20 protein-coding genes and 2 pseudogenes are annotated in these 24152 nt (G+C 73.9%); 11 read left to right on the top strand and 11 right to left on the bottom strand.

Going from position 1 to position 24152, the window contains the following annotated elements; all coding sequences use genetic code 11:
* Positions 1-54 precede the first annotated feature (54 nt).
* Positions 55-1440, bottom strand: coding sequence for a cellulase family glycosylhydrolase (locus ACL02O_RS27605; protein WP_412821084.1), 1386 nt, complete (start codon positions 1438-1440; stop codon positions 55-57).
* Between the two features lie 381 nt (positions 1441-1821).
* On the opposite strand from ACL02O_RS27605, the gene ACL02O_RS27600 reads away from it, so the two are divergent.
* Together ACL02O_RS27600 and ACL02O_RS27595 are read left to right on the top strand one after the other, a co-directional pair.
* Positions 1822-2784, top strand: a complete 963-nt coding sequence (locus tag ACL02O_RS27600) for a TIGR03557 family F420-dependent LLM class oxidoreductase (protein ID WP_412821083.1) — start codon at positions 1822-1824, stop codon at positions 2782-2784.
* Positions 2781-3653: an alpha/beta fold hydrolase gene (locus tag ACL02O_RS27595; RefSeq protein WP_412821082.1), complete on the top strand. Its 873-nt coding sequence runs from the start codon at positions 2781-2783 to the stop codon at positions 3651-3653. The genes ACL02O_RS27600 and ACL02O_RS27595 overlap by 4 nt, the downstream gene beginning before the upstream one ends.
* A gap of 156 nt (positions 3654-3809) precedes the next feature.
* On the opposite strand, the gene ACL02O_RS27590 is transcribed toward ACL02O_RS27595, so the two are convergent.
* The 7 genes and pseudogenes from ACL02O_RS27590 to ACL02O_RS27565 all read right to left on the bottom strand — a co-directional run bounded on the left by ACL02O_RS27590 (position 3810) and on the right by ACL02O_RS27565 (position 9120).
* Positions 3810-4613, bottom strand: a complete 804-nt coding sequence (locus ACL02O_RS27590; RefSeq protein ID WP_412821081.1) for an endonuclease/exonuclease/phosphatase family protein — start codon at positions 4611-4613, stop codon at positions 3810-3812.
* Positions 4614-4623: 10 nt separating this feature from the next.
* Positions 4624-6114, bottom strand: a complete 1491-nt coding sequence (locus ACL02O_RS27585; RefSeq protein ID WP_412821080.1) for a phosphatase PAP2 family protein — start codon at positions 6112-6114, stop codon at positions 4624-4626.
* A gap of 78 nt (positions 6115-6192) precedes the next feature.
* Positions 6193-7194, bottom strand: coding sequence for a YihY/virulence factor BrkB family protein (locus ACL02O_RS27580; RefSeq protein WP_412821079.1), 1002 nt, complete (start codon positions 7192-7194; stop codon positions 6193-6195).
* Positions 7187-8194 (bottom strand): diacylglycerol/lipid kinase family protein, encoded by a 1008-nt coding sequence (locus ACL02O_RS27575; RefSeq protein ID WP_412821078.1) that lies wholly within the window; start codon positions 8192-8194, stop codon positions 7187-7189. Before ACL02O_RS27575 ends, ACL02O_RS27580 begins: the two co-directional genes overlap by 8 nt.
* Positions 8195-8329: 135 nt before the next feature.
* Positions 8330-8506: pseudogene (locus tag ACL02O_RS34565) on the bottom strand (Clp protease N-terminal domain-containing protein); the annotation flags it as partial.
* A 195-nt stretch (positions 8507-8701) separates the two neighbouring features.
* Positions 8702-8884: pseudogene (locus ACL02O_RS34560) on the bottom strand (Clp protease N-terminal domain-containing protein); the annotation flags it as partial.
* Positions 8884-9120 carry an HTH domain-containing protein gene (locus tag ACL02O_RS27565; RefSeq protein WP_091067797.1) on the bottom strand — a complete coding sequence of 79 codons (237 nt, stop codon included), beginning with the start codon at positions 9118-9120 and terminating at the stop codon, positions 8884-8886. The gene ACL02O_RS27565 and the pseudogene ACL02O_RS34560, both read right to left, overlap by 1 nt.
* Positions 9121-9161: 41 nt before the next feature.
* Between ACL02O_RS27565 and ACL02O_RS27560 the strand changes: the two genes are divergently transcribed.
* From ACL02O_RS27560 to ACL02O_RS27540, 5 genes are all read left to right on the top strand, one after another.
* Positions 9162-10025: a PP2C family protein-serine/threonine phosphatase gene (locus tag ACL02O_RS27560; protein ID WP_412821077.1), complete on the top strand. Its 864-nt coding sequence runs from the start codon at positions 9162-9164 to the stop codon at positions 10023-10025.
* 112 nt (positions 10026-10137) lie between these two features.
* Complete coding sequence (locus tag ACL02O_RS27555) at positions 10138-10962, top strand: universal stress protein (RefSeq protein ID WP_412821076.1); 825 nt, start codon at positions 10138-10140, stop codon at positions 10960-10962.
* Between the two features lie 125 nt (positions 10963-11087).
* On the top strand, positions 11088-13490 hold the full coding sequence (locus ACL02O_RS27550) for a phosphoketolase family protein (protein WP_412821075.1): 2403 nt from the start codon (positions 11088-11090) through the stop codon (positions 13488-13490).
* Positions 13487-14332, top strand: coding sequence for a universal stress protein (locus tag ACL02O_RS27545; protein WP_412821074.1), 846 nt, complete (start codon positions 13487-13489; stop codon positions 14330-14332). Before ACL02O_RS27550 ends, ACL02O_RS27545 begins: the two co-directional genes overlap by 4 nt.
* A gap of 194 nt (positions 14333-14526) precedes the next feature.
* The gene (locus tag ACL02O_RS27540) at positions 14527-15135 is read left to right on the top strand and encodes a ribonuclease FAU-1 family protein (protein WP_412821073.1); all 609 of its coding nucleotides are present in this window, start codon (positions 14527-14529) and stop codon (positions 15133-15135) included.
* A 13-nt stretch (positions 15136-15148) separates the two neighbouring features.
* Here the strand turns inward: ACL02O_RS27540 and ACL02O_RS27535 are convergent, their stop codons facing one another.
* Positions 15149-17485, bottom strand: a complete 2337-nt coding sequence (locus tag ACL02O_RS27535) for a heavy metal translocating P-type ATPase (protein WP_412821086.1) — start codon at positions 17483-17485, stop codon at positions 15149-15151.
* A gap of 253 nt (positions 17486-17738) precedes the next feature.
* Between ACL02O_RS27535 and ACL02O_RS27530 the strand changes: the two genes are divergently transcribed.
* Both ACL02O_RS27530 and ACL02O_RS27525 read left to right on the top strand, forming a co-directional pair.
* Positions 17739-18749, top strand: a complete 1011-nt coding sequence (locus ACL02O_RS27530) for an Acg family FMN-binding oxidoreductase (protein WP_412821072.1) — start codon at positions 17739-17741, stop codon at positions 18747-18749.
* A gap of 93 nt (positions 18750-18842) precedes the next feature.
* Positions 18843-20513, top strand: coding sequence for a sensor histidine kinase (locus ACL02O_RS27525; RefSeq protein WP_412821085.1), 1671 nt, complete (start codon positions 18843-18845; stop codon positions 20511-20513).
* A gap of 31 nt (positions 20514-20544) precedes the next feature.
* On the opposite strand, the gene ACL02O_RS27520 is transcribed toward ACL02O_RS27525, so the two are convergent.
* Entirely contained in the window at positions 20545-21183 is a 639-nt protein-coding gene (locus ACL02O_RS27520) for a response regulator (RefSeq protein WP_412821071.1), read from the bottom strand.
* A 187-nt stretch (positions 21184-21370) separates the two neighbouring features.
* On the opposite strand from ACL02O_RS27520, the gene ACL02O_RS27515 reads away from it, so the two are divergent.
* Positions 21371-22360, top strand: a complete 990-nt coding sequence (locus ACL02O_RS27515; RefSeq protein ID WP_412821070.1) for an Acg family FMN-binding oxidoreductase — start codon at positions 21371-21373, stop codon at positions 22358-22360.
* 215 nt (positions 22361-22575) lie between these two features.
* Here the strand turns inward: ACL02O_RS27515 and ACL02O_RS27510 are convergent, their stop codons facing one another.
* Positions 22576-23580: an NAD-dependent epimerase/dehydratase family protein gene (locus ACL02O_RS27510; protein ID WP_412821069.1), complete on the bottom strand. Its 1005-nt coding sequence runs from the start codon at positions 23578-23580 to the stop codon at positions 22576-22578.
* 63 nt (positions 23581-23643) lie between these two features.
* Here ACL02O_RS27510 and ACL02O_RS27505 point away from each other — a divergent pair, with 63 nt between their 5' ends.
* Positions 23644-23826, top strand: a complete 183-nt coding sequence (locus ACL02O_RS27505; RefSeq protein WP_412821068.1) for a hypothetical protein — start codon at positions 23644-23646, stop codon at positions 23824-23826.
* Positions 23827-24152: the final 326 nt, after the last annotated feature.

Here is a 24152-nt window from a genome sequence, read left to right as displayed (position 1 = left end):
CCCCCCTCTTTCCCTTCCCCCCCCCCCCCCCCCCCCCCCCCCCACCGGCGGCGATCAGCTCGCGGTGCAGGTCACCGCGGGGATCGCGTTGGTGCCGTTCCAGCTGCCGAGGAAGCCGAAGGTGGTGCTGGCCCCCGCGCCGAGCCGGCCGTTGTAGTCCATGTTGCGGGCGGTGTAGGTCGACCCGCTGTTACTGATCGTGGCGTTCCACGACTGGGTGATCGTCTGGCCGTTGGCGAACGTCCACCTCGTCGACCAGCCGTTGATGGCGGCCGATCCGGCGGTCACCTTCACCGCACCCTGGAAGCCGCCCTGCCACGAGTTGACGATCGTGTAGCTGGCGGTGCAGCCCCCGCTGGGCGGCGGGGTGGTCGGCGAGATCGTCGGGCTCGGGCTGGTGGTGGGGCTCGGGCTGTTCGTCGGGCTCGGGCTGGTGGTCGGGCTCGGCGAGGGGCCGGCGTAGACCGAGGCCTCCGTGGCGGTGGCCTTGATTCCGTTGGCGCCGTTGAAGATCCGCTGGCCCCAGCTGGTCAGCTGGTTCGGGTCGAAGTTGGTGGTCATGTCGAGGTACTCGACGCCGCCGCCGTTGCCGCTCCAGGACCAGCCGAGGTAGCCGATCCCGTTGGCCTGGCTGTAGGCCATGATGGTGTCCTCGTCCGGGTTGCCGTCGGAGTGATTGAAGCCGAACTCACCGACCACGATGGGCAGTCCGGCGCTGCGGAACCGGCCCAGGTAGTCGGTGATCTCCGCGGCGGTGTCGAAGACGCCGTACATGTGGATGGAGAAGACGGTGTTCTTCTGCGGGTCGGCGTTGAAGACCGTGCCCGCGTTGTCCCGCATGGTGAAGGACCAGTCCTGGCCCCAGTTCGGACCGTCCACCATGATCGTGTGGGTGAGGCCACCCGCGCGCAGCCGCTTGATGGCGTTGGCGGTGTCGGTGGCCCAGGTGCCGTAGCCCTGGTTGCCGTACGGCTCGTTGCCGATGTTGACGATGACGTACTTCTCCTGGCCCTGCAGTGCGCCGGCGATGCTCAGCCAGTAGTCCACCGCCCGGTCCAGAGTGATGGCGCCGCTCTGCTCGCCGTAGCCGGTGGTGTCGTGCACCTCGAGGACGCAGATCAGCCGGCTGGCCTTGCAGAGCGAGATGACGTTGGCGACGTCGGCGGTGTCGTTCCTGGCCCAGCGGTCGCCGCTGGCCAGCACCACCCGTACGGTGTTGGCGCCGAGCGCCTTGATGTTGGCGAACGAGCTGGTCTGCTGCGGGTACCAGGTGTGCGCGTGGTTGACCCCACGCATGACGAACTCGCTGCCGTTGGCGTCGTAGAGCCGGCCGTTCGACACGGAGAAGCCGGCGGCGGCGTGCGCCGGCTGCCCGAGGGCGAACACGGCGGCGAGGACCGTCAGCAGGGCGGCGCCCGCGACGGAGAGCAACTTCTTCATGGCTGTCCTCAGGGAGAGGTCCCCCTGCCCAGGCGGGGGTGCGGTGGTGGTGACGAGGTGACGGCGGCTGAGCCCGGCAGCCACCGCCCGACTCCCGGCGGACGCAGGCATCAGCGTATGGCGATGGGATTCGGAAGGCAACCGGTTAAGTTCATCGATTCGCCGGGGCGGCGTCCTGTGGCGGCCCGTTTGCCACGGGCCGCCACAGGGGCGGTCATCCCCACCACAGGATGGTGCGCCGCCCGGTCTGAACCGGTTAAGGCGGGACTGTAGGCACCATCCCCGCCGCCGTCAAGACGTCCCGCAGCTCGGAAGCGGACACCAGGGTTGACCCCCCTGGGCCGGGGTATCCGGTGACGATCCGCCCGGAAGGAGAGCGCCATGGTCAACGTCGGCTACACCCTCATGTGCGAACAGAGCGGCCCGAAGCAGCTGGTCGACCACGCCGTCCGCGCCGAGGCCGCCGGCTTCGACCACCTGGTGATGTCCGACCACTACAACCCCTGGCTGGAGAGCCAGGGGCACTCCCCGTACGCCTGGTCGGTCCTCGGGGCGGTCGCCCACGCCACCAGCCGGGCCGAGCTGCTCTCCTTCGTGACCTGCCCGATCCGCCGCTACCACCCGGCCGTGGTGGCGCAGAAGGCCAGCACCGTCGGGGTGCTCTCGGACGGCCGATTCACCCTCGGCCTGGGCGCCGGGGAGAACCTCAACGAGCACGTGGTCGGCGGCTGGCCACACGTGCAGCAACGGCACGAGATGTTCGAGGAGGCGCTCCAGATCATCCGGCCCCTGCTGCGCGGCGAGACACTGACCTTCTCCGGCAACCACTTCGACGTCCCCGACGCGTACCTCTGGGACCGGCCGGACCGGCCGGTGCCGATGGCCGTCGCCGCCTCCGGCCGGCAGTCGGCCACCCTCGCCGCCGAGTACGCCGACGCGCTCATCGCCACCGACCCGCTGCCCCACCTGGTCGAGATGTACGAGGAGGCCGGCGGGGCGGGCCGCCCCCGCTACGCCCAGGTGGCCGTCTGCTACGGCCCGGACGAGGCGGAGTGCCGCAAGCTCGCGCTGGACCAGTTCCGCTGGTTCGGCCTGGGCTGGAAGGTCAACGCCGACCTGCCCGACCCGCACGCGTTCGACGCGGCCACCCAGTTCGTGCGGGAGGACGACGTGGCGCAGAACATCCCCTGCGGGCCGGACGTGGACCAGCACGTCGAGGCGTTCAAGAAGTTCGTCGACGCCGGGTTCACCCACGTGGCACTCGTGCAGATCGGCGGCGACCGGCAGCCGATGTTCCTGGACTGGGCGCAGGAGCAGCTGCTGCCCCGGCTCCGCGAGCTGTGACGCTCCGGCCGACGCGACCGGCGGCGCCCGGCCGCGGTCCGCGGCCCTCGCCGCCGGGACGCTTCGGGCCGGCGGACCTGCGCCTCGCGCTGGCGGCGCCCCGACCCGCGGCCGGCCTGACCAGCGAGTTCCGGCTGGTCGACGGGCTGCGGACACACACCCGCCGGTCGGCTGATCCGGGCGGCGGCGCGCCGGCCGTGGTGCTGGTGCACGGGCTCGCCCTCTCGCACCGCTACCTCACCCCGCTGGCCGTCGCCCTCTCCCCCACCCATCCGGTGTACGCGCCCGACCTGCCCGGCTTCGGGCTGACCGAACACCCCGGCACCGCGTACGACGTGCCCCGGCACGCCGCGCACCTGGCGGCCTGGTTGGACGCGTACCACCTGGGCCGGGTCTGCCTGGTCGGGCACTCGTTCGGGGCGGAGGTGGCCGCCGCGCTGGCCGCCCGCCGACCCGGTCTGGTCCGCGCCCTGGTGCTGGCCGGCCCGACCGGCGACCCGGCCGCCCGCGCCCGCCGGGGTCAGCTCGGCCGCTGGCTGGTGGACGCCCTGCGGGAGGCCCGCCTCCAGGCGCCGATCCTGCTGCGGGACGTGTGGGCCGCCCGGCCTTGGCGGGTCCTGCCGGCCCTGTCCCATTCGGTGCGCAACGCGGTCGAGGCCGACCTGGTGCGGGTCGCCGCCCCGACGCTGGTGCTGACCGGGTCCCGGGACCCGATCGCCCCGGTGCGCTGGCGGGATCAGGCGGCCCGGCTGGTCGCCGACGGCCGCACGGCCACCGTGCCGGGCGCCGCGCACAACGTCGCCACCACCGCGCCCCTGCAGGTCGCCGACGCGATCCGCACCCTGCTGGCGCCCGCGCTGCGGAGGTGAGATCCGCCCGCCGGGGCCGATGATCGGCTCGGTTTGCGGCATGTCGCGGTGTCGTTGGGCCGGGAGACCGCCCACTGCGGAATCCCGAGGCTTCGTGCCCCGGCGCCGACCACGCCACGCGACGGCGCCGGCCGGCCCGGCGCCGACGCCACCCGGTCAGGCCGGGGTCATCGCCAGCTCGGCGAGCACCGGGTAGTGGTCCGAGGCGGTGTCCGTCCCGCCGTCGCGAACCACCCGGACAGCTCGGGTCAGCGCGGCCAGCTCCGGGGTGGCCAGCAGGTAGTCCAGTCGCATCGCGGCGAACTCGGCCCCGCCGTGCCGGGTCGGCACGGTCAACCCGTCCGGTTCGGCCCCACCCGTGTACGGCCACAGGTCGACCAGGCCGGCGTCGAGCAGCCGGGCCACCGCGCGGGTGTCGACGGTACGGCCGTCGCGGCGCAGATGCCGCCGCCGGTAGAGCTCGGCGAGGCCGGCCAGCCGGGCGTCGTGGTCGACCGCCGGTTCGAGGGTGTTCAGGTCCCCGGCGAGCAGGGCCAACCGGCCCCCGGTGCGCCGGAGGGTCACCGCCAGCCAGTCCGCCTCCATCCGCCGCCGCCCGCCCGAATAGGGGTCGAGGTGGGTGCTGAACACGGTCAGCGGACCTTCGGCCGTGGCCACCTCGACCCGGACGGCGGCGTGGTGGAACGGGCGACGTACCCGGCCCGACCGGAGCACCCGCAGCGGCGCGCGGACCAGCACCGCCACCGGCTGCCCGAAACAGGACCGGGCCAGGTGGGGCACCATCCCCACCCGGCCCGCCAGCTCCGTCATCCGCCCGCCCCGGTCCAGCCCGCGCAGCTCCTGCAGGGCCAGCACGTCCGGGCGCTGGGCGGCGACGACCGCGACGATCCGGTCCCACCGGTCGGTCCCGTCGCGGTCCCGCCCACCGGTGCGGACGTTCCAGGTCATCACCCGCAGCATCGGCGCCCGGTCAGCCCTCCCGGCCGGCCTTGGCCAGCTCGTCGTCCAGCTCGTGCACCTGCTCCGACTCGATGGCCGGCTGGTTGCCCCGCCGCACGTCCTCGTTGGGGCGGACCACCCAGTAGAGCAGGGGGATCCACAGCGCGGCGAGCAGGATCGCGCCCATGAAGTCGGTCGGGTGGTGCATGCCCCGGTAAATCCGGGAGGTGGCCACCCCGATCGGCATGATCACGGCCATCGCCACGAAGAGCCATCGCCACCAGCGGTCGGTACGGACGAACACGATGACCGCGATCGCGCTCCACAGGCAGATGGTCGCCGCGATGTGCCCGGAGGGGAAGGACGAGGTGGGCATGTGCCCGTCCAGGTTCTGCACCGGCGGGCGGGGCCGCTCGACCACCCGGGCGCTGGCGAGGAAGAGGCTCAGCTCGCCGAACATCGCCAGCGCCACGAAGAGCACCGGCCGCCAGCGCTTCCAGATCGCCAGCACCAGCGGGCAGAAGATCAACGAGACGAACAGGATCGCGTGGGTGTCGCCGAACTTGCTCCACCACCAGCTCAGCTCCGTGAGCTGGTCGGTACGCCGAGCGGCGAACCACTGCGGGACCTCGGTGTCGAGGGTGTCGAAGAAGGTGCCCTTGGCGTGGTAGCTGACGTACATGCCGAAGCCGTAGAGCGCGCCGAAGACGATCACCCAGCCGACCAGCAGCTCGGCGACGGACGAGCGCGGGTGCTCCAGCAGGCGCTCCTCGGCCGGCGCGGGCTTGATCTCCTCCCCCGCCTCCGGCTCCAGGCCCTCGCTGATCGGCGGCACCGGCCGGCCGCGCTCCCGACGCCAGAGCCGGAAGGCGTACGCGGTGACGCCGAGCCAGAGCGCGCCGAGCAGCCAGCCGCCCAGCACGTCGGAGACGAAGTGCACGCCCAACGCGATCCGGGTCAGCCCGATCAGGAAGACCAGCACGGCGACGATCGCGATGGCCGGCTTGCGCCAGCGCGGCCGCATGGCCGGCAGGAAGACCAGCAGCAGCGCCCCGTACGCGACGATCGAGCCGAGGGCGTGCCCGCTCGGGAAGCTGTTGCCCGGGGCGTGGCTGATCGGCACGTCCACCACCGGGCGCAGCCGACCGACCAGCGCCTTGAGCGACGGGTCGAGGATCAGGCCGCCGACCCCGGTGACGATCAGGTACGCCGCCAGCCGGGGCTGGCGGCGGATGAGCAGGCTGATCACCGCGATGCTGACCAGCCAGATCAGCACCGGCCGGCCCCCCAGGTCGGTGATCGCCTTAAGTACGGTGACCACGGGCCTGTGCGGGGCCACGAGGTGGTTGAACCACTCGGCCGCCTCGTGGTCGGCGTGGTAGAGCGGCCCCCAGTGGAACCGGACGAGCATGAGCAGCACGCCGAACCCGACGCCCGCCCCGGCGACGGCGACCAGCCCCGCGACGCTCCGCTCGGCGAAATGGCCGAGTGGCCGGCGGGCCGCCTCCTTGACCGCGGTCACCTCAGCACCTCCCTTGTCATCTGCGAGGCGCGCTGTACCCGATTCCGGCATCGCGTACACGCGGGCGCTGCCAGGTCGTCACAGGGCGGTCATTTCGCCGGTGTCGAGCAGCTCCTCCCGCTCGGCCTCCGGCTCCCAGAGGTCGGGCTGGGCGGGCTCCTCCACACCGATCCGCATCGCCTCCAACTGGGCGGCGAAGGCCAGTCCGCCGAAGAGCGCCATCCCGGTCAGGTTGGCCCAGAGCAGCAGGGCCATCATCCCGGTCAGCGCGCCGTAGGTCTGCCCGAACCCGCCGCTGTACTTGACGTACGCGGCGAGCAGCAGGCTGGCCAGCCACCAGAGCGCGGTGGCGATGCCGGCGCCGAAGAAGAGCCAGGAGAGGCCGGGCTGCTTGCGCCGGGGCGCGTGCCGGAACAGCGCCGCCACCGCCAGCACGGTCAGGCCGAGGCTGAGCGGCCAGCGGACGACGTCCCAGGCGGCGCTGGCGAAGCCACCCCACTCGTAGTGCCGCTGCACCGAGTTCCCCATCGCCCGGCCGCCGACCAGGATCAGGAACCCGGTGAGCGCGGGCACGCCGGCGACCACGGCGAGGACAGCGGCGCGCAGATACTTGGCCAGCGCCGGCCGGTCCCGTTCCACGCCGTAGATCCGGTTGGCGCCCCGCTCGATCTGGGCCATCACGGTGGTGAGCGCGACCAACCCGGTGATCAGACCGAGGGTCAGCGCCAGCTCGCCGGTCTGCTCGGTGTGCTCACCGTCGGCGAGCAGCTGCTGCACCACGGACTCGCTCTGGCCGGGGGTGAGCGCCAGCACGGTGTCGGCGACCACCTTGCCGCCCTCGTCCGCCCCGAGATCGGTGATCAGACCGGTGAGCGCGATCAGGAACGGCACCACGGCCAGACAGAGCTGAAGCGCGAGCGCCCGGGAGTGGCTGAAGCCGTCGCCGTAGCGGAACCGGACGAAGGCGTCGCGGAGCAGGCACCAGCCGCCGTGCCGGCGCAGGGTGCGCCAGGCGTGGTCGGCGGAGAGCTCCTCCTGCGCCATCAGCCGGGTCTCGGGGACCATTTTGGTGCTACTCACGGCGGGCCTCCTCGACGAGCCGTTCGCCACGCTCGGCCGCCGCGTCGGCGTCCACCGACAGGTCGGGGTGGCGCTCGGGTCGCGGCACGCAGAGCCAGAGCGAGCCGGGCCGGATCTCGGCCTTGAGCGACCGGCCGGGCTCGATCAGGTCGCCGTCGAGCTGCCGGGGCTGGGCCCGGTTGCTGGTGATCTCCACCTCGCGGCCCCGGAACACCTCCATCCGGGGCACCCGGCGCCGGCGACGGATCAACGCCCAGCCCATCGACAGCCAGTGTCCGAGCGTACGCGGGGTGAGCACCGCCACGTCGAACCAGCCGTCGTCCGGTTCGGCGTCGGTGAGCAGGCGCACGCCGCCCTGAAGGCGGCCGACGTTGGCGACCAGGACGGAGCGGGCCCGGCGACGCAGCGGCGGCCCGCCGTCGATCCGGATCGACACCCGCATCGGCCGGTCCCGCAGGTGCCGCGCGGCCCCCATGATGTACGCGGGCCAGCCGATCCGCTTCTTGGTCGTCTCCGAGGTCGAGTCGAGCATCTGGGCGTCGAAGCCCATCCCGGCCATCACCGCGAAGCACTGGTCGCCGACGACGCCGACGTCGAGCCGGCGCATGCCCCGCTCGACGGCGACCTCCAGCCCGCCGGCCAGTTCGTTGGAGAGGCCGAGGTTGGCGGCGAGCAGGTTGCCGGTGCCCTGCGGCAGCACGGCGAGCGCGACGTCGGTGCCGGCGAGCGCGGTGACGCAGGCCATCACGGTGCCGTCGCCGCCGCAGGCGAGGACCACCTCGGCGCCGGCGGTCACGGCGGCCTCGGCCTGCCCCCGGCCCGGGTCCTCGACGGTGGTCTCGTACCAGGTCGGCTCGGGCCAGCCGGCGGCGTCGAGCGCGCCGTTCACGATCCGGCGGAAGTCGTCGAGATCGGTCACCTTCGCGGGGTTGACCACCACCGCCGAGCGCGGCGCGGGGTTGTCCGCGGTCACCGGGCGCTTGTCATGTCCACCGTCCACGGCGCAAGTGTGCAGCAACTCCGGCGGGTCAGCGAGCCGACGGAGACCGACGTTGCGAGAACCGCAAACAGGTTTGGACGCGGGCGGCGCCGGGAAGCGGGGCCCGGGTCAGGCCGCCGTACGCAGCGCCGCCTCCACCCGCCGGCGCAGGTCGTCGAGATCGGCACCGGCCTCGGTGAGCACCAGCGCGGCCAGGCCGTTGCCCTCCCGGAGCAGTCCGAGCAGGATGTGCTCGGTGCCGATGTGCTGGTGCCGCAGCCGGATCGCCTCGCGCAGGGACAGCTCCAGCACCTTCTTCGCCCTCGGCGAGAACCGGCCGTCGTCGGGTCGGCGGCGGCCGCCCCACCAGCGGCGCGGGGCGGGCGGCGCCTCGCGCAGCGCGTCGGGGCCGAACGACTCCTCGATCCGCGCGACTATCGCGGCGAGGTCGATGCCGATCTCGCGCAGCGCGGCGGCGTCCGCCTCGCCGAGGCCGTCGACGCCGCCGGCGGTGTGCCGGGCCACGGCGGCACGCAACTCCTCGGCCCGGATGCCGCCGCCCGAGAGCACCCGGACGGCCAGGTTGTCGCCGTCGGCGAGCACGCCGAGCAGCAGGTGCTCGGTGCCCACCGGACGCCGGCCCTCGGCGCGGGCCTCGTCGACCGCGTGCCGGACCACGGCCCGGGCCCGGTCGGTGAACCGTTCGAACATCACGCCTCCCAGCTTTCTCGGACCGCCGGTCGCCCGGCGTGCTTCTTGTGGACCGCCTGCCGGCTGACCTCGAGCGCGTCGGCGATCTCCTGCCAGGACCAGCCCTGCCGTCGGGCGTTGTCCACCTGGACCACCTCGAGTCGCTCAAGCAGCCGGCGCAGGGCGAGCACGGCCCGGAGCCCGACCTTCGGGTCGGTGCTGCCGGCGGCCGCCGCGAGTTCCGTCGCGTGACTCATGCTGTCAACATAGGTTGACACCGCGCTTCTGTCAACTCCGGTTGACAGAAGACACGAACGCCGACGCGCCGGACGGCATCCCGTACCGGTGCTACGGTCCGCTGGTGTTCCGCCGCCGCCCCCCGGATCGACCCGTCGAGGCCGCCCGCCGGCTGACAGTCGGACGGCTCACCCTGGAGCTCGCCGGCGGCAGCGTGGTGGGGCACCGCTACCCGGAGAACTTCGACGTGCTGCACCTCGACCCGGAGCTGCCGCTCGCGGCGGTCGCCGACGGGATGGGCGACGGCGAGGGCAGCCGGATCGCCGGCGCCACCGCCCTGAGCACCTTCGTCGACCAGGTCCGCGCCGGCTGGCCCACCGTCGGCGCCGCCGAGCTGCACGCCGCGACGGCGGAGACCCAACTCCGGGTACGCCGGGCCGGGGCGGCCGTTCCCGGGCTCACCGGGTGCACCCTGACGGCGCTGGTCGCGGAGCCCGAGGGCGGCCGGGGTTGGCTGGTGCAGCTGGGCGACTCACGGGCGTACCGGCTGCGGGACGGGCTGCTGGAGCTGATCACCGTCGACCACACCATGGCCTGGCTGGGAGTGACACACGGCTGGTGGCCGGCGGACTCCCCGGAGGCGGCCCGGGCGCGGTACCAGCTGCTGCGCTACGTCGGCCACCCGGACAAGCCGGAACCGGATGTGCTGTCCGTCCCGCTGCGTACCGGCGACACCTGGCTGCTCTGCACCGACGGGGTGAGCGACCAGCTCGGCTACCACCGGTTGCGGGACCTGCTGGCCGCGCGGCGGGACCCGGCCCGCACCGCCGAGGCCCTGCTCGCCGCCACCCTCGCCGAGGGCGGCGACGACAACGCCACCGCGGCGATCCTCCGCGTCCACCCGACGGTCCCCGCTCCCCGCTGACGGCCGCACGGCCTCGGCACGGCAAACCCGGTCCAGTTCCGCCGACCCGACCCGAGCCGGGCCACCTCCTGACTACCGTGGATTCGGAGAGCGCCGTCGGGAGGTGAGCGGGATGGCCGCACCCCACGGCGCGGTGGTGGTCGGCGTCGGCCGGTCGGAGGAGGACCTGCAGGTGGTCCGCACGGCCGCCGGCGAGGCCGCCGCCCACGGCCGTCCGCTGCACCTGCTGCACGCCTTCAACTGGGCGGCGGCCCTGGAGGAGCCCACCGTCGGCGCGCCGCGCGAGGCGGCCGAGGCCCTGCTGAACCAGGCCGAGCAGGTGGCTTCCGCCGCCGAGCCGACCGTGCCGGTCAGTGGCGAGATCGCCGAGGGCTCACCGGTCGAGGCGCTGATCCGGGCCTCCGACTCCGCGTTCCTGGTGGCGCTCGGTGACGGCGGCATGGCCGACTGCCGGTCCTGCGTACCGGCCGACGCGCCCGCGGTGCAGCTCGCCGCCCGGGCCGGCTGCCCCGTCCTGGTCGGCCGGGCGGCGCCACCGCCGCAGGGGCCACTGCTGGTCGGCTTCGACGGATCGACGAGCGGCCGGGCCGCACTCGGCTACGCCTTCGACTGCGCCGAACGGCGCGCCGCCCGGCTGCTCGCCATCCGGGTCGTCAACCCCCAGCACGACGGCGACGATCACCTGCTCGACGAGGCGGTGGCCCGCTACGGCCCCCGGCACCCGACGGTCGCCACCGAGTGCCACACCGTCCGCGGGGACCCGACCACCGTCCTGGTCGAACAGTCCCGCTCGGCACAGCTGGCCCTGGTCGGGGCGCGGGGCGACGAGCCGTTGCGGGGCATGCTCGGCGAGGTCAGCCAGTCCCTGCTCTACCACTCGCCGGCCCCGTTGATCGTCGTGCGGGGGCTCGACCCGGAACGCGAGAACGGGTCGTGACGCCCACGGCTCCAGGGACCAACGACCCTGATCAATTCCGGCCCGATCGACGAGGCTGGACCTGCCCGGCGGAACCCCGCCTTCCGGGTGGCAGAAGACCCCGAGCCGCGAGAGGCTAATGCAGCATGGACACCGCTCTCGACCTGCACGGCCCACTGACCGAAGACGAGCTGCGCCGGCTTGACGCCTACTGGCGAGCGGCCAACTACCTCACCGTCGGGCAGATCTACCTGCTCGACAACCCGCTGCTCCGCGAGCCGCTCAAGCCCGAACACGTCAAGCCGCGCCTGCTGGGGCACTGGGGCACCAGCCCCGGCCTCAACCTCATCTACGCGCACCTCAACCGGGTCATCGTCGGCCGGGACCTGTCCGCCATCTTCGTCACCGGCCCGGGGCACGGCGGCCCCGCCCTGGTGGGCAACACCTGGCTGGAGGGCACGTACAGCGAGCTGCACCACCACGTCCCCCGGGACGAGACCGGCATGCAACGGCTGTTCCGGCAGTTCTCCTTCCCCGGCGGCATCCCCAGCCACGTCGCGCCGGAGGTGCCCGGTTCGATCCACGAGGGCGGCGAGCTGGGGTACGCGCTGAGCCACGCTTACGGTGCCGCGTTCGACAACCCGGACCTGCTGGTGGCCTGCGTGATCGGCGACGGCGAGGCGGAGACCGGGCCGCTCGCGGGCAGTTGGCTGTCCAACGTCTTCCTCAACCCGGCCCGGGACGGGGCCGTGCTGCCCATCCTGCACCTCAACGGCTACAAGATCGCCAACCCGACGGTGCTCGACCGGATCCCCGCCGAGGACCTGCTCGACCTGATGCGCGGCTACGGCTACCAGCCGTACGTCGTCGAGGGCGACGACCCGGCGCGGGTGCACCAGCTGCTCGCCGCGACGCTGGACCGGGCGGTCGAGGAGATCGCCGAGATCCAGCGGCTGGCCCGCTCGGGCGGCGAGGTGGAGCGCCCCCGCTGGCCCATGATCATTCTCCGTACGCCGAAGGGTTGGACCGGGCCGAAGGAGGTCGACGGCAAGCCGGTCGAGGGCACCTTCCGCGCCCACCAGGTGCCCATCGCCGCGGTACGCGACAACCCCGCCCACCTTGCCGAGTTGGAGCGTTGGCTGCGCAGCTACCGGCCCGAGGAGCTCTTCGACGCCACCGGCGCCCCGGTCGCCGAGCTGGCGTCCCTGCCGCCGAAGGGCGACCGGCGGATGAGCGCCAACCCGGTGGCCAACGGCGGCCGGCTGCTGCGCGACCTGGACCTGCCCGACTTCCGCGACTACGCCGTGGAGGTGAAGCGGCCGGGCGAGCCGATGGCCGGCGCGACCGGCGCGCTGGGCCCGTGGGTACGCGACGTGATCGCCCGCAACCCGCAGACCTTCCGCCTCTTCGGGCCCGACGAGGTCGCCTCGAACCGGCTCGGCGCCGCCTTCGAGGTCACCGACCGTGCGTTCGTCGGCAACCGGGTCCCCGGCGACGACCACCTCTCCCCCGACGGCCGGGTGATGGAGGTGCTCTCCGAGCACCTGTGCCAGGGCTGGCTGGAGGGCTACCTGCTGACCGGCCGGCACGGCATCTTCACCAGCTACGAGGCGTTCATTCACATCGTCGACTCGATGGTCAACCAGCACGCCAAGTGGCTGAAGGTGACCCGGCACATCCCCTGGCGCGAGCCGGTGGCGTCGCTGAACTATCTGCTCTCCAGCCACGTCTGGCGGCAGGACCACAACGGCTTCTCGCATCAGGACCCCGGCTTCATCGACCACGTGATGAACAAGAAGGCCGAGGTGGTCCGGGTCTACCTGCCGCCGGACGGCAACACGCTGCTCTCCACCATGGACCACTGCCTGCGCAGCCGGCACTACATCAACGTGGTGGTGGCCGGTAAGCAGCCGGCGCCGAACTGGCTGACCATGGACGAGGCGATCCAGCATGCCCGCCGTGGCCTGGGCATCTGGGACTGGGCCAGCAGCGACGACGGCAGCGAGCCGGACGTGGTGCTCGCCTGCGCCGGCGACGTGCCGACGCTGGAGACCCTGGCCGCGGCGGACCTGCTCCGCCAGCACCTGCCCGAGCTGAAGGTCCGGGTGGTCAACGTGGTCGACCTGATGCGCCTGCAGCCGCCGTCGGAGCACCCGCACGGCCTGCCGGACAACGAGTTCGACACCATCTTCACCCGCGACAAGCCGGTCATCTTCGCCTACCACGGCTACCCGTGGCTGATCCACCGGCTCACCTACCGGCGTACCAACCACGACAACCTGCACGTGCGCGGCTACAAGGAGGAGGGCACCACCACCACCCCGTTCGACATGGTGATGCTCAACGACCTGGACCGTTTCCACCTGGTCATCGACGTCATCGACCGGGTGCCCGGGTTGGCCGCGCGCGCCGCCCACCTCCGCCAGGAGATGGTGGACACCCGCCAGTCCTGCCGCGACTACACCCGTCGCTACGGCGAGGACGACCCCCGGGTCGCCGAGTGGCGGTGGATCCGGGAGACCGAGCAGGGCCTGCGGAGCGGGCAGTGAGCTACGACGAGATCCTGGTCGGTTACGACGGCTCCGCCGACGCGGGTGTGGCGTTGGACTGGGCGCTGGACGAGGCGGGTCGCTCGGGTCGGCCGGTGCGGCTGGCGTACGTCTTCGAGTGGCTGACCGTGGCCGGCTGGATCGGTCCCGGGGTCGCGCCGGGCATCTGGCCGGACGAGACCGCGCGCCGGCAGGTCGAGGAGCTGGTCCGCAAGGCGGCGGCGGACGCCGCCGCCGAGCGGCCCGGCCTGAGCGTGCAGGGTGAGGTCTTCGACGGCCCGCCCGCCCTGGTGTTGCAGGAGCGCTCCGCGGAGGTGGGGATGCTGGTGCTGGGCAGCCGGGGGCACGGCGGCTTCGGCGGCCTGCTCGCCGGCTCCACCGCGGTCTCCGTCACCGCCCACGCCCACTGCCCCGTGGTGGTGGTCCGGGACGGGCAGCCCGCCACGTCGGGCCCGGTCGTGGTCGGCGTGGACGGCTCCGAGACGTCGCTTCTGGCGCTCGGCTTCGCCGTCGAGCGGGCCGCGCAGCGGGGCGTGCCGCTGCGGGCGCTGCGGGTCTGGGAGCCGCCGGGCCTCGACCCGGAGGAGGCCGCCGCCACCGAACGGGCGGCCGTCGAGGCGGACCTCGCCCGGTGGCGGGAGAGCTTCCCCGATGTCCCGGTCGAGATCGAGGTGACCCCGGGCAACCCGGCCGCGCTGCTGGTCGAGGCGAGCCGGGCGGCCCAGCTCGTGGTGGTCGGCACCCGGGGACGGGGCGGCCTGCGCGGCATGCTGCTCGGCTCGGTGAGCCAGCAGCTCATCCACCACGCACACTGCCCGGTGGCGGTGGTCCGGGAACGCTGAACCCGCCCGGCCCTGGTGACGCTCGGTTACGCCAGTGCCAGGGACATCACCTGCCAGCGATGCCTCCGCGGCACATCTGTGCCGCGGAGGCATACCGCTCGGCGGTCTTCGTGCCGGCGGGAGGCGGGCACGCGACACCCGACCGGGACCCGCGCCGGCACCCGCCGGCACCCCTTCCCCGCTACGCTGCAGCGATGATCTTCACCCCGGGCCAGGTCATCACCCGCAGGTACCGCCGGGGCGACCGGTGCACGTGGGCACAACCGATGCGGGTCCTCGCCGACGACGACCGGGGTCTGCTGCTCTGGCACCCCGTCGGCAGCGACGTCGCCCGACTCGTCGACGCCGACGGCAGAACCCAGCACGACGTCACCATCGACCGGATGCGCGAACCGCGGCTGACAGTGCAGACCTGGACGGAGTACGACATCCTGGTGCTGATGCCGCCCGCGGCGGCCCACTCCGTCTGGTGGTTCTTCCGCGACGGCGACTTCGCCGGCTGGTACGTCAACCTCGAGACGCCCTGCACGCGCCGGCCGGACGGGGTGGACACCAGCGACCAACTCCTCGACATCGTGGTCAGCCCCGAGCGCCGGTGGGAGTGGAAGGACACCGACGAGTTCGAGGCCCGGATCGGCCACCCGCTGTACCTCGACCGGGCCACCGCCGCCGCCGTACGCCGGGAGGGCGAACGGCTCGTCGAGTTGATCGAGGCGGGCGCGTACCCGTTCGACGGCACCCACATCGACTTCCGGCCCGACCCGGCCTGGCCGCTCCTGCGCCTGCCCGCGCCGCCCGCCTGACGGACGTCGCGGCTCACCGCCCGGAAGCCGCCTGCCCCTCCTCCGGGTTGAGCGAGAAGTAGTCCTCCTCTTCCTGGGCGAGGTGCAGGCGCAGCACCGCGTCCAGGCCGTACAGGGCCGCGAGCAGGTCCGGGACCTCGTCGCGGCGCAGCCTCCCCTCCGGGTGCTGGGCCAGGTGCCCGCCGATCCGGTCCACCAGCCGGCTGATCTCCACGTGCCCGCGGCTCATCGTCGAGGTCGCCTCGTCGCTGCCGAGCGGGCCGGCCAGGGCCGGGTAGAGCTGCCGTTCCTCGGCCGCCTCGTGCGGCAGCACCTCGTCGACCAGCCGGCGGTGCACGTCCCGCAGGGCCGGCACGCACTCCACCGCCTCCGGACGGGTCGCCACGAGGTCGGCGATGTCCCGCAGCCGGTCCAGCACGTCGCGCACCCCGCCGTGCTCGCCGGCGTACCGGTCGAGGAGGGCCCGGGTCTCCGGCGGGACGTCCCGGCGGCGCAGGCCGCCCCCGAGGGCCCGCAGCGCGTTGAGGATCACCAGCACGTCGATGCCCTCCTGGAGGAAGGCGCCGGCCACCGGCGGCAGCCCGCCGGCGGCGGCGACCACCATCGCCACCACGGCGAGGCCCATGCCGACGCTGGCGCTCTGCACCGCGATGCGGCGCGCGTACCGGGCGATCTCGACGGCGTCGGCGAGCCGGTCCAGCCGGTCCACGGTGAGCACCGCGTCGGCCACGTCGGCGGAGGCCGTCGCCCCGGTCGCGCCCATCGCCACCCCGACGTGCGCCGCGGCCAGCGCCGGGGCGTCGTTGACCCCGTCGCCGACCATCACGGTGACCGCCCGCCCCGACTCCTCCCGCACCCGGTCGACCTTCTCCCGCGGCGAGCACTGCGCCCAGACGTCGTCCACGCCGACGGTCTGCGCCACCTGCCGGGCGGTTCGCGGGCGGTCCCCGGTGACCATCACCAGGCGGCTCAGCCCGGCCTCGCGCAGCCGCCGCACCGTGCGCCGGGCGTCGGGTCGGACCGGATCCTCGAGCAGGATGGCGCCGAGCGGGCCGCGATCGTCGCTCACCCAGACCGTGGAGCGGCCGGCCAGCTCAGCGCGCTCGCGGGCCCGGTGGGCCCACTCGGGCGGCTCGCCGGGGAGCTGGCCGACCCGGACCAGCCGGCCGTCCACCCGGCCGGTGACCCCGCGCCCCGGCTCCTCCGTGACATCGGTCGGCTCGGCCAGCGGGAGCCCCTGCGCGCGGGCCTGCCGGACCAGCGCGGCGGCCAGCACGTGCGGGGAGAGCTGCTCGACGGAGGCGGCCAGCCGCAGCACCTCGTCCCGGTCACCGCCGGGCGCGACCACCGTCTCGGCGGCGCGCGGGCGCCCGGCGGTCAGCGTGCCGGTCTTGTCCATCAACAGCGTGCGGGCCCGGCCCAGCAGCTCCAGCGAACCGCCGTCGCGGACCAGCACGCCGCGCCGGGCCACCCGGGACAGCCCGGAGACGATGGCGATCGGAGTGGCCAGCAGCAGCGGGCACGGGGTGGCCACCACCAGCACCGCCACCGCCCGGATGAACTGGCCGGTGACCAGCCACGCGGCGCCGGCCAGCAGCAGGGTGAACGGCACGAACGCAGCCGCGTACCGGTCGGCCAGCCGGACCATCGGGGCCTTGCGCGCGGTGGCCTCCTCGGCCAGCCGGACGATCCCGGCGTACGTGCTCTCCGCCGCGTTCTTCCGGGCCCGCAGCCCGAAGCCCGCGCCGGCGTTGACCACACCGCTGGCCACCTGCTCGCCCGCGGCCCGGCTGACCAGCTGCGACTCACCGGTGACCACCGATTCGTCCAGCGTCGCCGCCTCCTCGACGGTGCCGTCCACCGGCACCACGTCACCGGGGCCGACCACCAGCCGGTCCCCCACCGCGACCCGGTCCAGCGGCACGACCTCGATCCCGCCGTCCGGGGTGCGCCGCCGGGCCTGCCGGGGCGCGCGTTCCAGCAGCGCCCGCAGGTCCCGGGTGGCCCGGCGCTGGGCGTAGTTCTCCAGCGCCTGCCCGGTGGCCACCATCACGGCGATCACCGCGCCGGCCAGGTACTCGCGGACCAGCAGCGCGCCGACCAGGGCCAGCACGGCGATGACGTCCACCCCGAACTGCCGGCGCCAGAGCTGCCGCAGGGTCGTCCAGACGGCCGGCACCAGCGCGACCAGGGTCACCGCCGCCCAGACCAGCTGGGCCGCCCCGTGCAGCCCGGCGAACCAGAGCCCCGCGCCGACCAGGACGGCCAGGGTGAGCAGGGTCAGCGGCGCCCACTCGACGACGCCAGGTCGCGGCGCGGCATCGGACGCGCCGCGCTGGCGCCGCCGCAGCCAGTTCGCCCGGCGCCGCCGTACCGGATGCTCGGGTACGCACTCCCGCGGTTCCGCTCCCACCTGCGGATCGTCTCAACGGCCCAGTGGGACGGGTAGGGCAAACCCGGGTAATCCGATGGGCCGAAGGGCCCGGGCGCGCCGGACCGGCGGGACATGCGACCCACCCGGTGATGCCCGAGGATGGAGCGGCAACCCCGCCCGGCCGGCCCCGGTGTGGGGCACGATGGGGAGAAACAGGAAGGTCGTGACGATGAGCCACGAGACGCCGGCTACGGACCGCCCGCTGACCACCGCCCTCGCGGAGGCCGCCGGGATGGCCGGCCACGCCCCCTCGGTACACAACACGCAGCCGTGGCGCTGGACGGTGCTGCCCGAAGGGCTGGAGCTGCGGATGGCCCCCGACCGCCCGCTCAGCGCCATGGACCCGGAGGGGCGACTGCTGACGATCAGCTGCGGCGCCGCGCTGCACCACGCCCGGGTGGCGCTGGCCGCGGAGGGCTGGACGCCGGTGGTGGAGCGGATGCCCGACCCGTCCCAGCCGGACCTGCTGGCCCGGCTGACCGGCATGCAGCACACCGGCGCGAACCCGGAGGCGATGCGCCTGGTGCAGTGCATGCAGGTCCGGCACACCGACCGCCGGCCGGTCAGCGACGAGGCGGTCCCCGACGCCGCGCTCGCCGAGATCGACCGGGCGGCCACCGCGGAGGGGGTGAACCTCCAGATGCTGGACGACACCCAGAAGATCCAGCTGGCCAGCGCGGCCCAGCAGGCGGCGGCGGTCGAGGCCGACGAACCGCAGTTGCAGGAGGAGCTGGCGTACTGGACCAGCCGGGCCGGCACCGGCACCGGGCTCACGCCGGAGGTGCTGCCGCAGGAGACGCCGCGGACCACGGTCCCGGCGCGCGACTTCGGCCGGCACGGCACCCTGCCGGTGGGCCCCGGGCACGACCGGGCCGCCGCGTACGGCATCCTCTGGGGCACCGAGGACGAACCGGACAACTGGCTGCGGGCGGGCGAGGCGCTCTCCGCCGCCTGGCTGACCGCCACCCGGCTCGGGGTCTCCCTGGTGCCGCTCAGCGGCGTGGTGGAGGTCGAGGCCACCCGCAACGCGCTCCGGCACATGCTCTCCGACCTGGGCCACCCGTACATCTCGATGCGGCTGGGCATCGCGGACCCGACGCACGCCGGCCCGGCGCACACCCCACGCCTGGACACCTCGAAGACGGTCGACACCTCGGCGGTACGCGACTACCTGACGTGACGGGGCTCGTCCGATCCGGCCACTGGACGATAAGATCGGCCGGTGGCCAGCGCACCAAATCCCCGGCACGAGCACGTCACCCCGTCGCTGGGCCTGAGCCCGCTGTCCCGGGTCCGGCTCGACGAGCTGCTCCAGGAGATGCTCGACCGGGTCGGCGAGGTGGTGACCAGCCGGGAGCGGCTCCGGGCCCTCCTCGACGCGGTGGTGGGCATCGGCTCCGACCTCGACCTGCGCAGCACCCTGCAACGGATCGTGCAGTCGGCGTGCGAGCTGGTCGGCGCGAGGTACGGCGCGCTCGGCGTGATCGGCCCGGACCGGCTGCTGCACGACTTCGTCATCCACGGCATCAGCGACGAGCTGCACGCGAAGATCGGCGAGCTGCCCCACGGGCGCGGCGTGCTCGGCCTGCTCATCGACGATCCCCGGCCGCTGCGCATGCCGGACATCACCGAGCACCCCAAGTCGTACGGTTTCCCGCCGAACCATCCGCCGATGCACAGCTTCCTCGGCGTGCCGGTACGCATCCGCGACCACGTCTTCGGCAACCTCTACCTCGCCGAGAAGCAGGGCGCGGCGGAGTTCACCGAGGACGACGAGGAGATCGTCGTGGCGCTGGCCGCGGCGGCCGGCGTGGCGATCGAGAACGCCCGCCTCTACGCCCTGGCCCACCGGCGGGAACGCTGGCTCGCCGCCACCGCCGAGATCACCGCGGTGCTGCTCGGCGAGGTGCGCCGCACCGACGCGCTGACCCTGGTGGCCCGGCGGGCCCGGGAGGTCGCCGAGGCCGAGCTGGCCCTGGTGCTGCTCTACGACGAGGACGAGAGCCAGTTCACCGTCGAGGTGGTCGACGGCGCCGACGAGACCACCCGGCAGCTGGTCGGCGCGGTGCTACCGGCCAACGAGACCACCTTCGCCGCCTCGGTCATCGAACGCCGCCACGAGCTGGTGGAGAACCTCGCCGAGGCCGCCCCCTGGCCGGCACCGGTGATCGCCGGGCCGGCGATGGTCTCCCCGCTGGCCGCGGCGGACACCCTGCACGGTGTCCTGGTCATCGCGCACCGGCCCGACCACGGTCCGGCCGCCGAGGACGACGTGGCGCTGCTGGGCAGCTTCGCCGGCCAGGCCGCGCTCGCCATGGAGCGGGCCCGCGGCCAGGAGGAGCGGGAGCTGCTGGTGGTCCTGGAGGACCGCGAGCGGATCGCCCGCGACCTGCACGACGTGGTGATCCAGCGGCTCTTCGCCACCGGCCTGCAGTTGCAGAGCGGGGCGATGAACACCCGCCCCGAGGCGGCCAAGCGGATCAACCAGGCCGTCGACGACCTGGACGCCACCATCCGGGACATCCGCCGGACCATCTTCGAGCTGCGCACCCCGATGAGCGCCGCGCTGCGCACCGAGATCCGCGAGGCCATCGAGGTGGCCGCCGAGTCGCTGGGCTACCGGCCCGACCTGGAGCTGGTCGGCCCGATCGACAGCGCCGTCCCGGACGCGCTCCGCCCCGAACTCACCGCCGTGCTCCGCGAGGCGCTCTCCAACGCGGTACGCCACGCCGGGGCCGACCGGGTGGCGGTGCAGGTGAAGGTCGACGCCGGCTGGGTGACCGTCACGGTCACCGACGACGGGGTGGGCTGCGACCCGGAGGCGGCCCGCAGCGGCCTGGTCAACCTGCGCGAGCGGGCCGAGCTGCTCGGCGGCGACTTCCAGCTCCAGCGGGTGCAGCCGCACGGGACCGAGCTGCGCTGGAGCGTGCCGCTGCGGGACTGAACGGCCGGGCGGGTGGACCTGACCCGCCGCCTCAGTGGGACTTGCCGAGCAGCCGGGTGGCGAGCACCGCCGCCTGGGTCCGCCGCTCCAGGCCGAGCTTCGCCAGCACGCTGGAGACGTAGTTCTTCACGGTCTTCTCGGCCAGGAACATCTTGCCGGCGATCTCCCGGTTGGTGAGGCCCTCGGCCACGTACTCCAGGATCCGCCGCTCCTGCTCGGTGAGGCTCTTCAGCTCGCGCGGCTGCTCGACACCGCTGCGGATGCGCTCCAGCACGCGGGTGGTGATCGCCGGATCGAGCAGGGACTGCCCGGCCGCGACCCGCCGGACCGCGTCCACCAGGTCGGTGCCGCGGATCTGCTTGAGCACGTACCCGGCGGCGCCGGCCATGATCGCGGCGAAGAGCGCCTCGTCGTCCTCGTACGAGGTGAGGATCAGGCCCTTGATCGACGAGTCCACGGCGCGGATGTCCCGACACACGTCGATGCCGTTGCCGTCGGGCAGCCGGGCGTCGAGGATCGCCACGTCGGGGCGGAGCGCCGGGATGCGCCGGGCCGCCTCCTGGGCGGAGCCGGACTCACCGACCACCTCGATGTCGCCGCTGCCGGTCAGCAGGTCGGCAAGGCCACGACGGACGACCTCGTGGTCGTCGAGCAGGAACACCCGGATCATCCGTCCTTTCTACCCTCTCGCCGCCCGCTCGTGCACGGGCCGAAGGTCCCGAGCGCGACGCGCCGACCCGGGCAGACGGGCCCGCCGAGATGGGGACCTCCGACCCTGCTCACGTCGCTCCGGGTTGCCGCACCGTGGGAGGTACACCAACCGGGGGCGGCACGGCCCACACGGAAGGAGCAGCACCATGACCACGGGCTTCACCGTCGAGCAGCTGCGGGCCGCCGCCAGTGACGCGGTCCGGGCGCCGTCCCTGCACAACAGCCAGCCGTGGCGGTTCCGGCTGCGCGACGGCGGGATCGAGCTCTCCGTCGACCCGCGGCGCCGGCTGCCCGCCACCGACCCGAGCGGCTGGGGCGCCCGGATCGCCTGCGGGGCGGCCCTGTTCAACCTGCGGCTGTCGCTGGCCGTCGCCGGCACCCCGGCCACGGTCCGGCTGCGTCCGTACCCGGCCGAGCCGGACGTGGTGGCCCGGCTGGTTCCGGACGCGCCGCGCCCGCCCACACCCACCGAGCAGAGCCTGCACGCGGCCATCGGCCGCCGGTTCAGCAACCGGGCGCCGTTCTGGCCCGACCCGGTCCCCGCCGACGCCCGCTGGCGGCTCGGCGAGGCGGCCCGGGCCGAGCAGTGCTGGCTGGAGCTGGTGATCGGCACCAGCGCCGTCAACGCGTTCGCCGAGGTCGCCCGCAGCGCCCACCGGGTGCTGGAACGCGACCCGGCGTACGTGGCCGAGCGGAACAGCTGGATCCGCGCCGAGCCAACCTCGGACGGGGTGCCGGCCGCCTCGGGTGGGCCGCAGAGCGAACCGCAGGACCTGCTGCCGCAGCGCGGCTTCGGCGGGCGCAACCGGGCCCCGGGCCGGGACTTCGAGCCGGAGCCGCTGGTCGCCGTGCTCGGGTCGACGGGGAACACCGCGACCGACCAGATCATCGCCGGGCAGGCCCTCCAGCGGGTTCTGCTGACCGCCACCGACACCGGGCTGGCCGCCTCGATGCTCTCCCAGCCGATCGAGGTGCCGGGGGCGCGGGAGGCGCTGCGACTGTCGCTGGGCCGGTTCGGCACCCCGCAGATGGTCATGCGGATCGGGTACGGCCAGCCGGGCGCCGCCACCCCACGCCGGCCGGTGAACGAGGTGCTCGACCTGCCGGTCGGAACGGACCAGCGGGTCGTTCACTGAGCTCGCCGTCAACGCCCACAGGCCGGCGGCCACCGAAACACTCGCCGAGCTTGATCAACGCTTTGCGCTGATCAAGCTCGGCGCTTTCCTGCTTGATGCGCGAACCAGCCATGACTGAATCGCCGCGTGGAAGTCTCTCAAACCGGTGGCCAGTCTCGCCGGAGGTGCAGATTCCAGCACCGGGTACACAACGGAGGCCACTCCGGTTCACCCAGCTACCGACTCGGGGTGGTGGCGAGCAACGCCGCCTCTCGCCGCGGGTCCAGGCCGACCGCCGCCCGCGCCGGCCGCCCCGCCCGGGCCGGCACCCCGCCGACCTCGCGCAGCCAACGCCAGGTGTCGTCGACCGTCTCGGTCACCGGCCGGCAGACCAGCCCCGCCGCGTACGCCCGCTCGACGCCCCGCTCCTGCAACCAGCGGTACGGGTGCCCGCGCGGGATCCAGAGCGGCAGGTCGTTCCAGGGCTCCACCCCGGCCGCCAGGATCGGTTCCGGGTCCGTCCAGCGCAGCGTCGCGTCCGACCCGGTCGCCGCCACCGCCGCGTCGAGCAGTTCGCCCATCGTCGCGTGCCCGGTCCGACCGACCACGTTGTACGCCCCGGCGACGCCATCGCTCCCCCGGTCCAGCAGCCAGCTCGCCAGGTCGCGGACGTCGATGTACTGCAACGGCAGGTCACGCGGCCCGGGGGCGAGCACCTCGCCACCCCGGGCGATGCGGTGCAGCCACCACGGCAACCGGCCGATGTCCTCCCCCGGACCGAGGATCAGCCCGGCCCGGGCCAGCAGCGCCCGGTCGCCGAAGACCTCCACCGCGGCCCGCTCCCCGCCTGCCTTGTTCTGCGGATAGCCCCCGTCGACGGCGTCCGCCTCGGCCTCGACGGTCGACGCCTCCTCGCCCACCCCGGACGGCACCGGTTCGGCGTACACCGACCCGCTGGAGACGTAGACGTAGTGCGGCACCGCGCCGGTGAGGGCGCGCGCCGCGTCCCGCACCGCGCGGGGCGCCCCGTCCCAGGTGTCCACCGCCAGATCCCATTCGCCGCTGGCGAGCGCCGACAGCCCGTCCGGCGCCGTCCGGTCACCCCGCAACCGGCGTACGCCCGCCGGCACCTCCCCGTGCACCCCTCGGTTGAACACCGTCACCGACCAGCCGCGCCGTACCGCCTCCCGCACGATGGCCCCACCGACGAATCCCGTCCCGCCCAGCATCAACAGCCTCATCCGCCCCACCCTGCCCGCTGCCGTCCGCGTCCTTGGCCCTTGTTCACCGGAAGCGGATCTGCCGTGGGCAGAAGCCGATCGGCGAGGGACCCGATTGCGGCAGGTCGGGTCGTCGAGCGGGCGTACGCGGTAGGGCTGGCCTGCCGGCCGGTGACCGAGATGGTCGACGACACCTGGCGTTGGCTGCGCGAGGTCGGCCGGGGGCCGGCCCGGGCTGGGCGGCCGGTGCAGCGTCGTATCCGGTGATCGGCCCGGGTTGCGGCAGGTCGGGCTGTCGGCCCGTGGGGCGGGATGCCCGCGGTGAGTGGCATGTCGAGGGGAGCAACCCCGGTCGAGGGCCCCTGGGCATGCTGCGGGAGGGGCGGCGTGGTCGCCGGGGTCCCGGTCGGCGTGAAGGCGCTGTCCTGCCCGCGCCGGGGCCGCCCCGAGGGTTGATCGACTCGGTTCGCGGCGTGTCGGGGTGACCGGAATGCCGCACCCCCCGACTTGCGTCAGGTCGAGTGGATCAAGCCTGGTGACGCCTCGGACGGGTGTGGTGGTCTGCCCGGTGGTGGGTGGGGTGTCCGGTTCCA

The organism is Micromonospora mangrovicola (genome assembly GCF_047200535.1).
Lineage (GTDB): Bacteria > Actinomycetota > Actinomycetes > Mycobacteriales > Micromonosporaceae > Micromonospora.
This window is presented reverse-complemented; position numbering and strand designations above follow the sequence as displayed.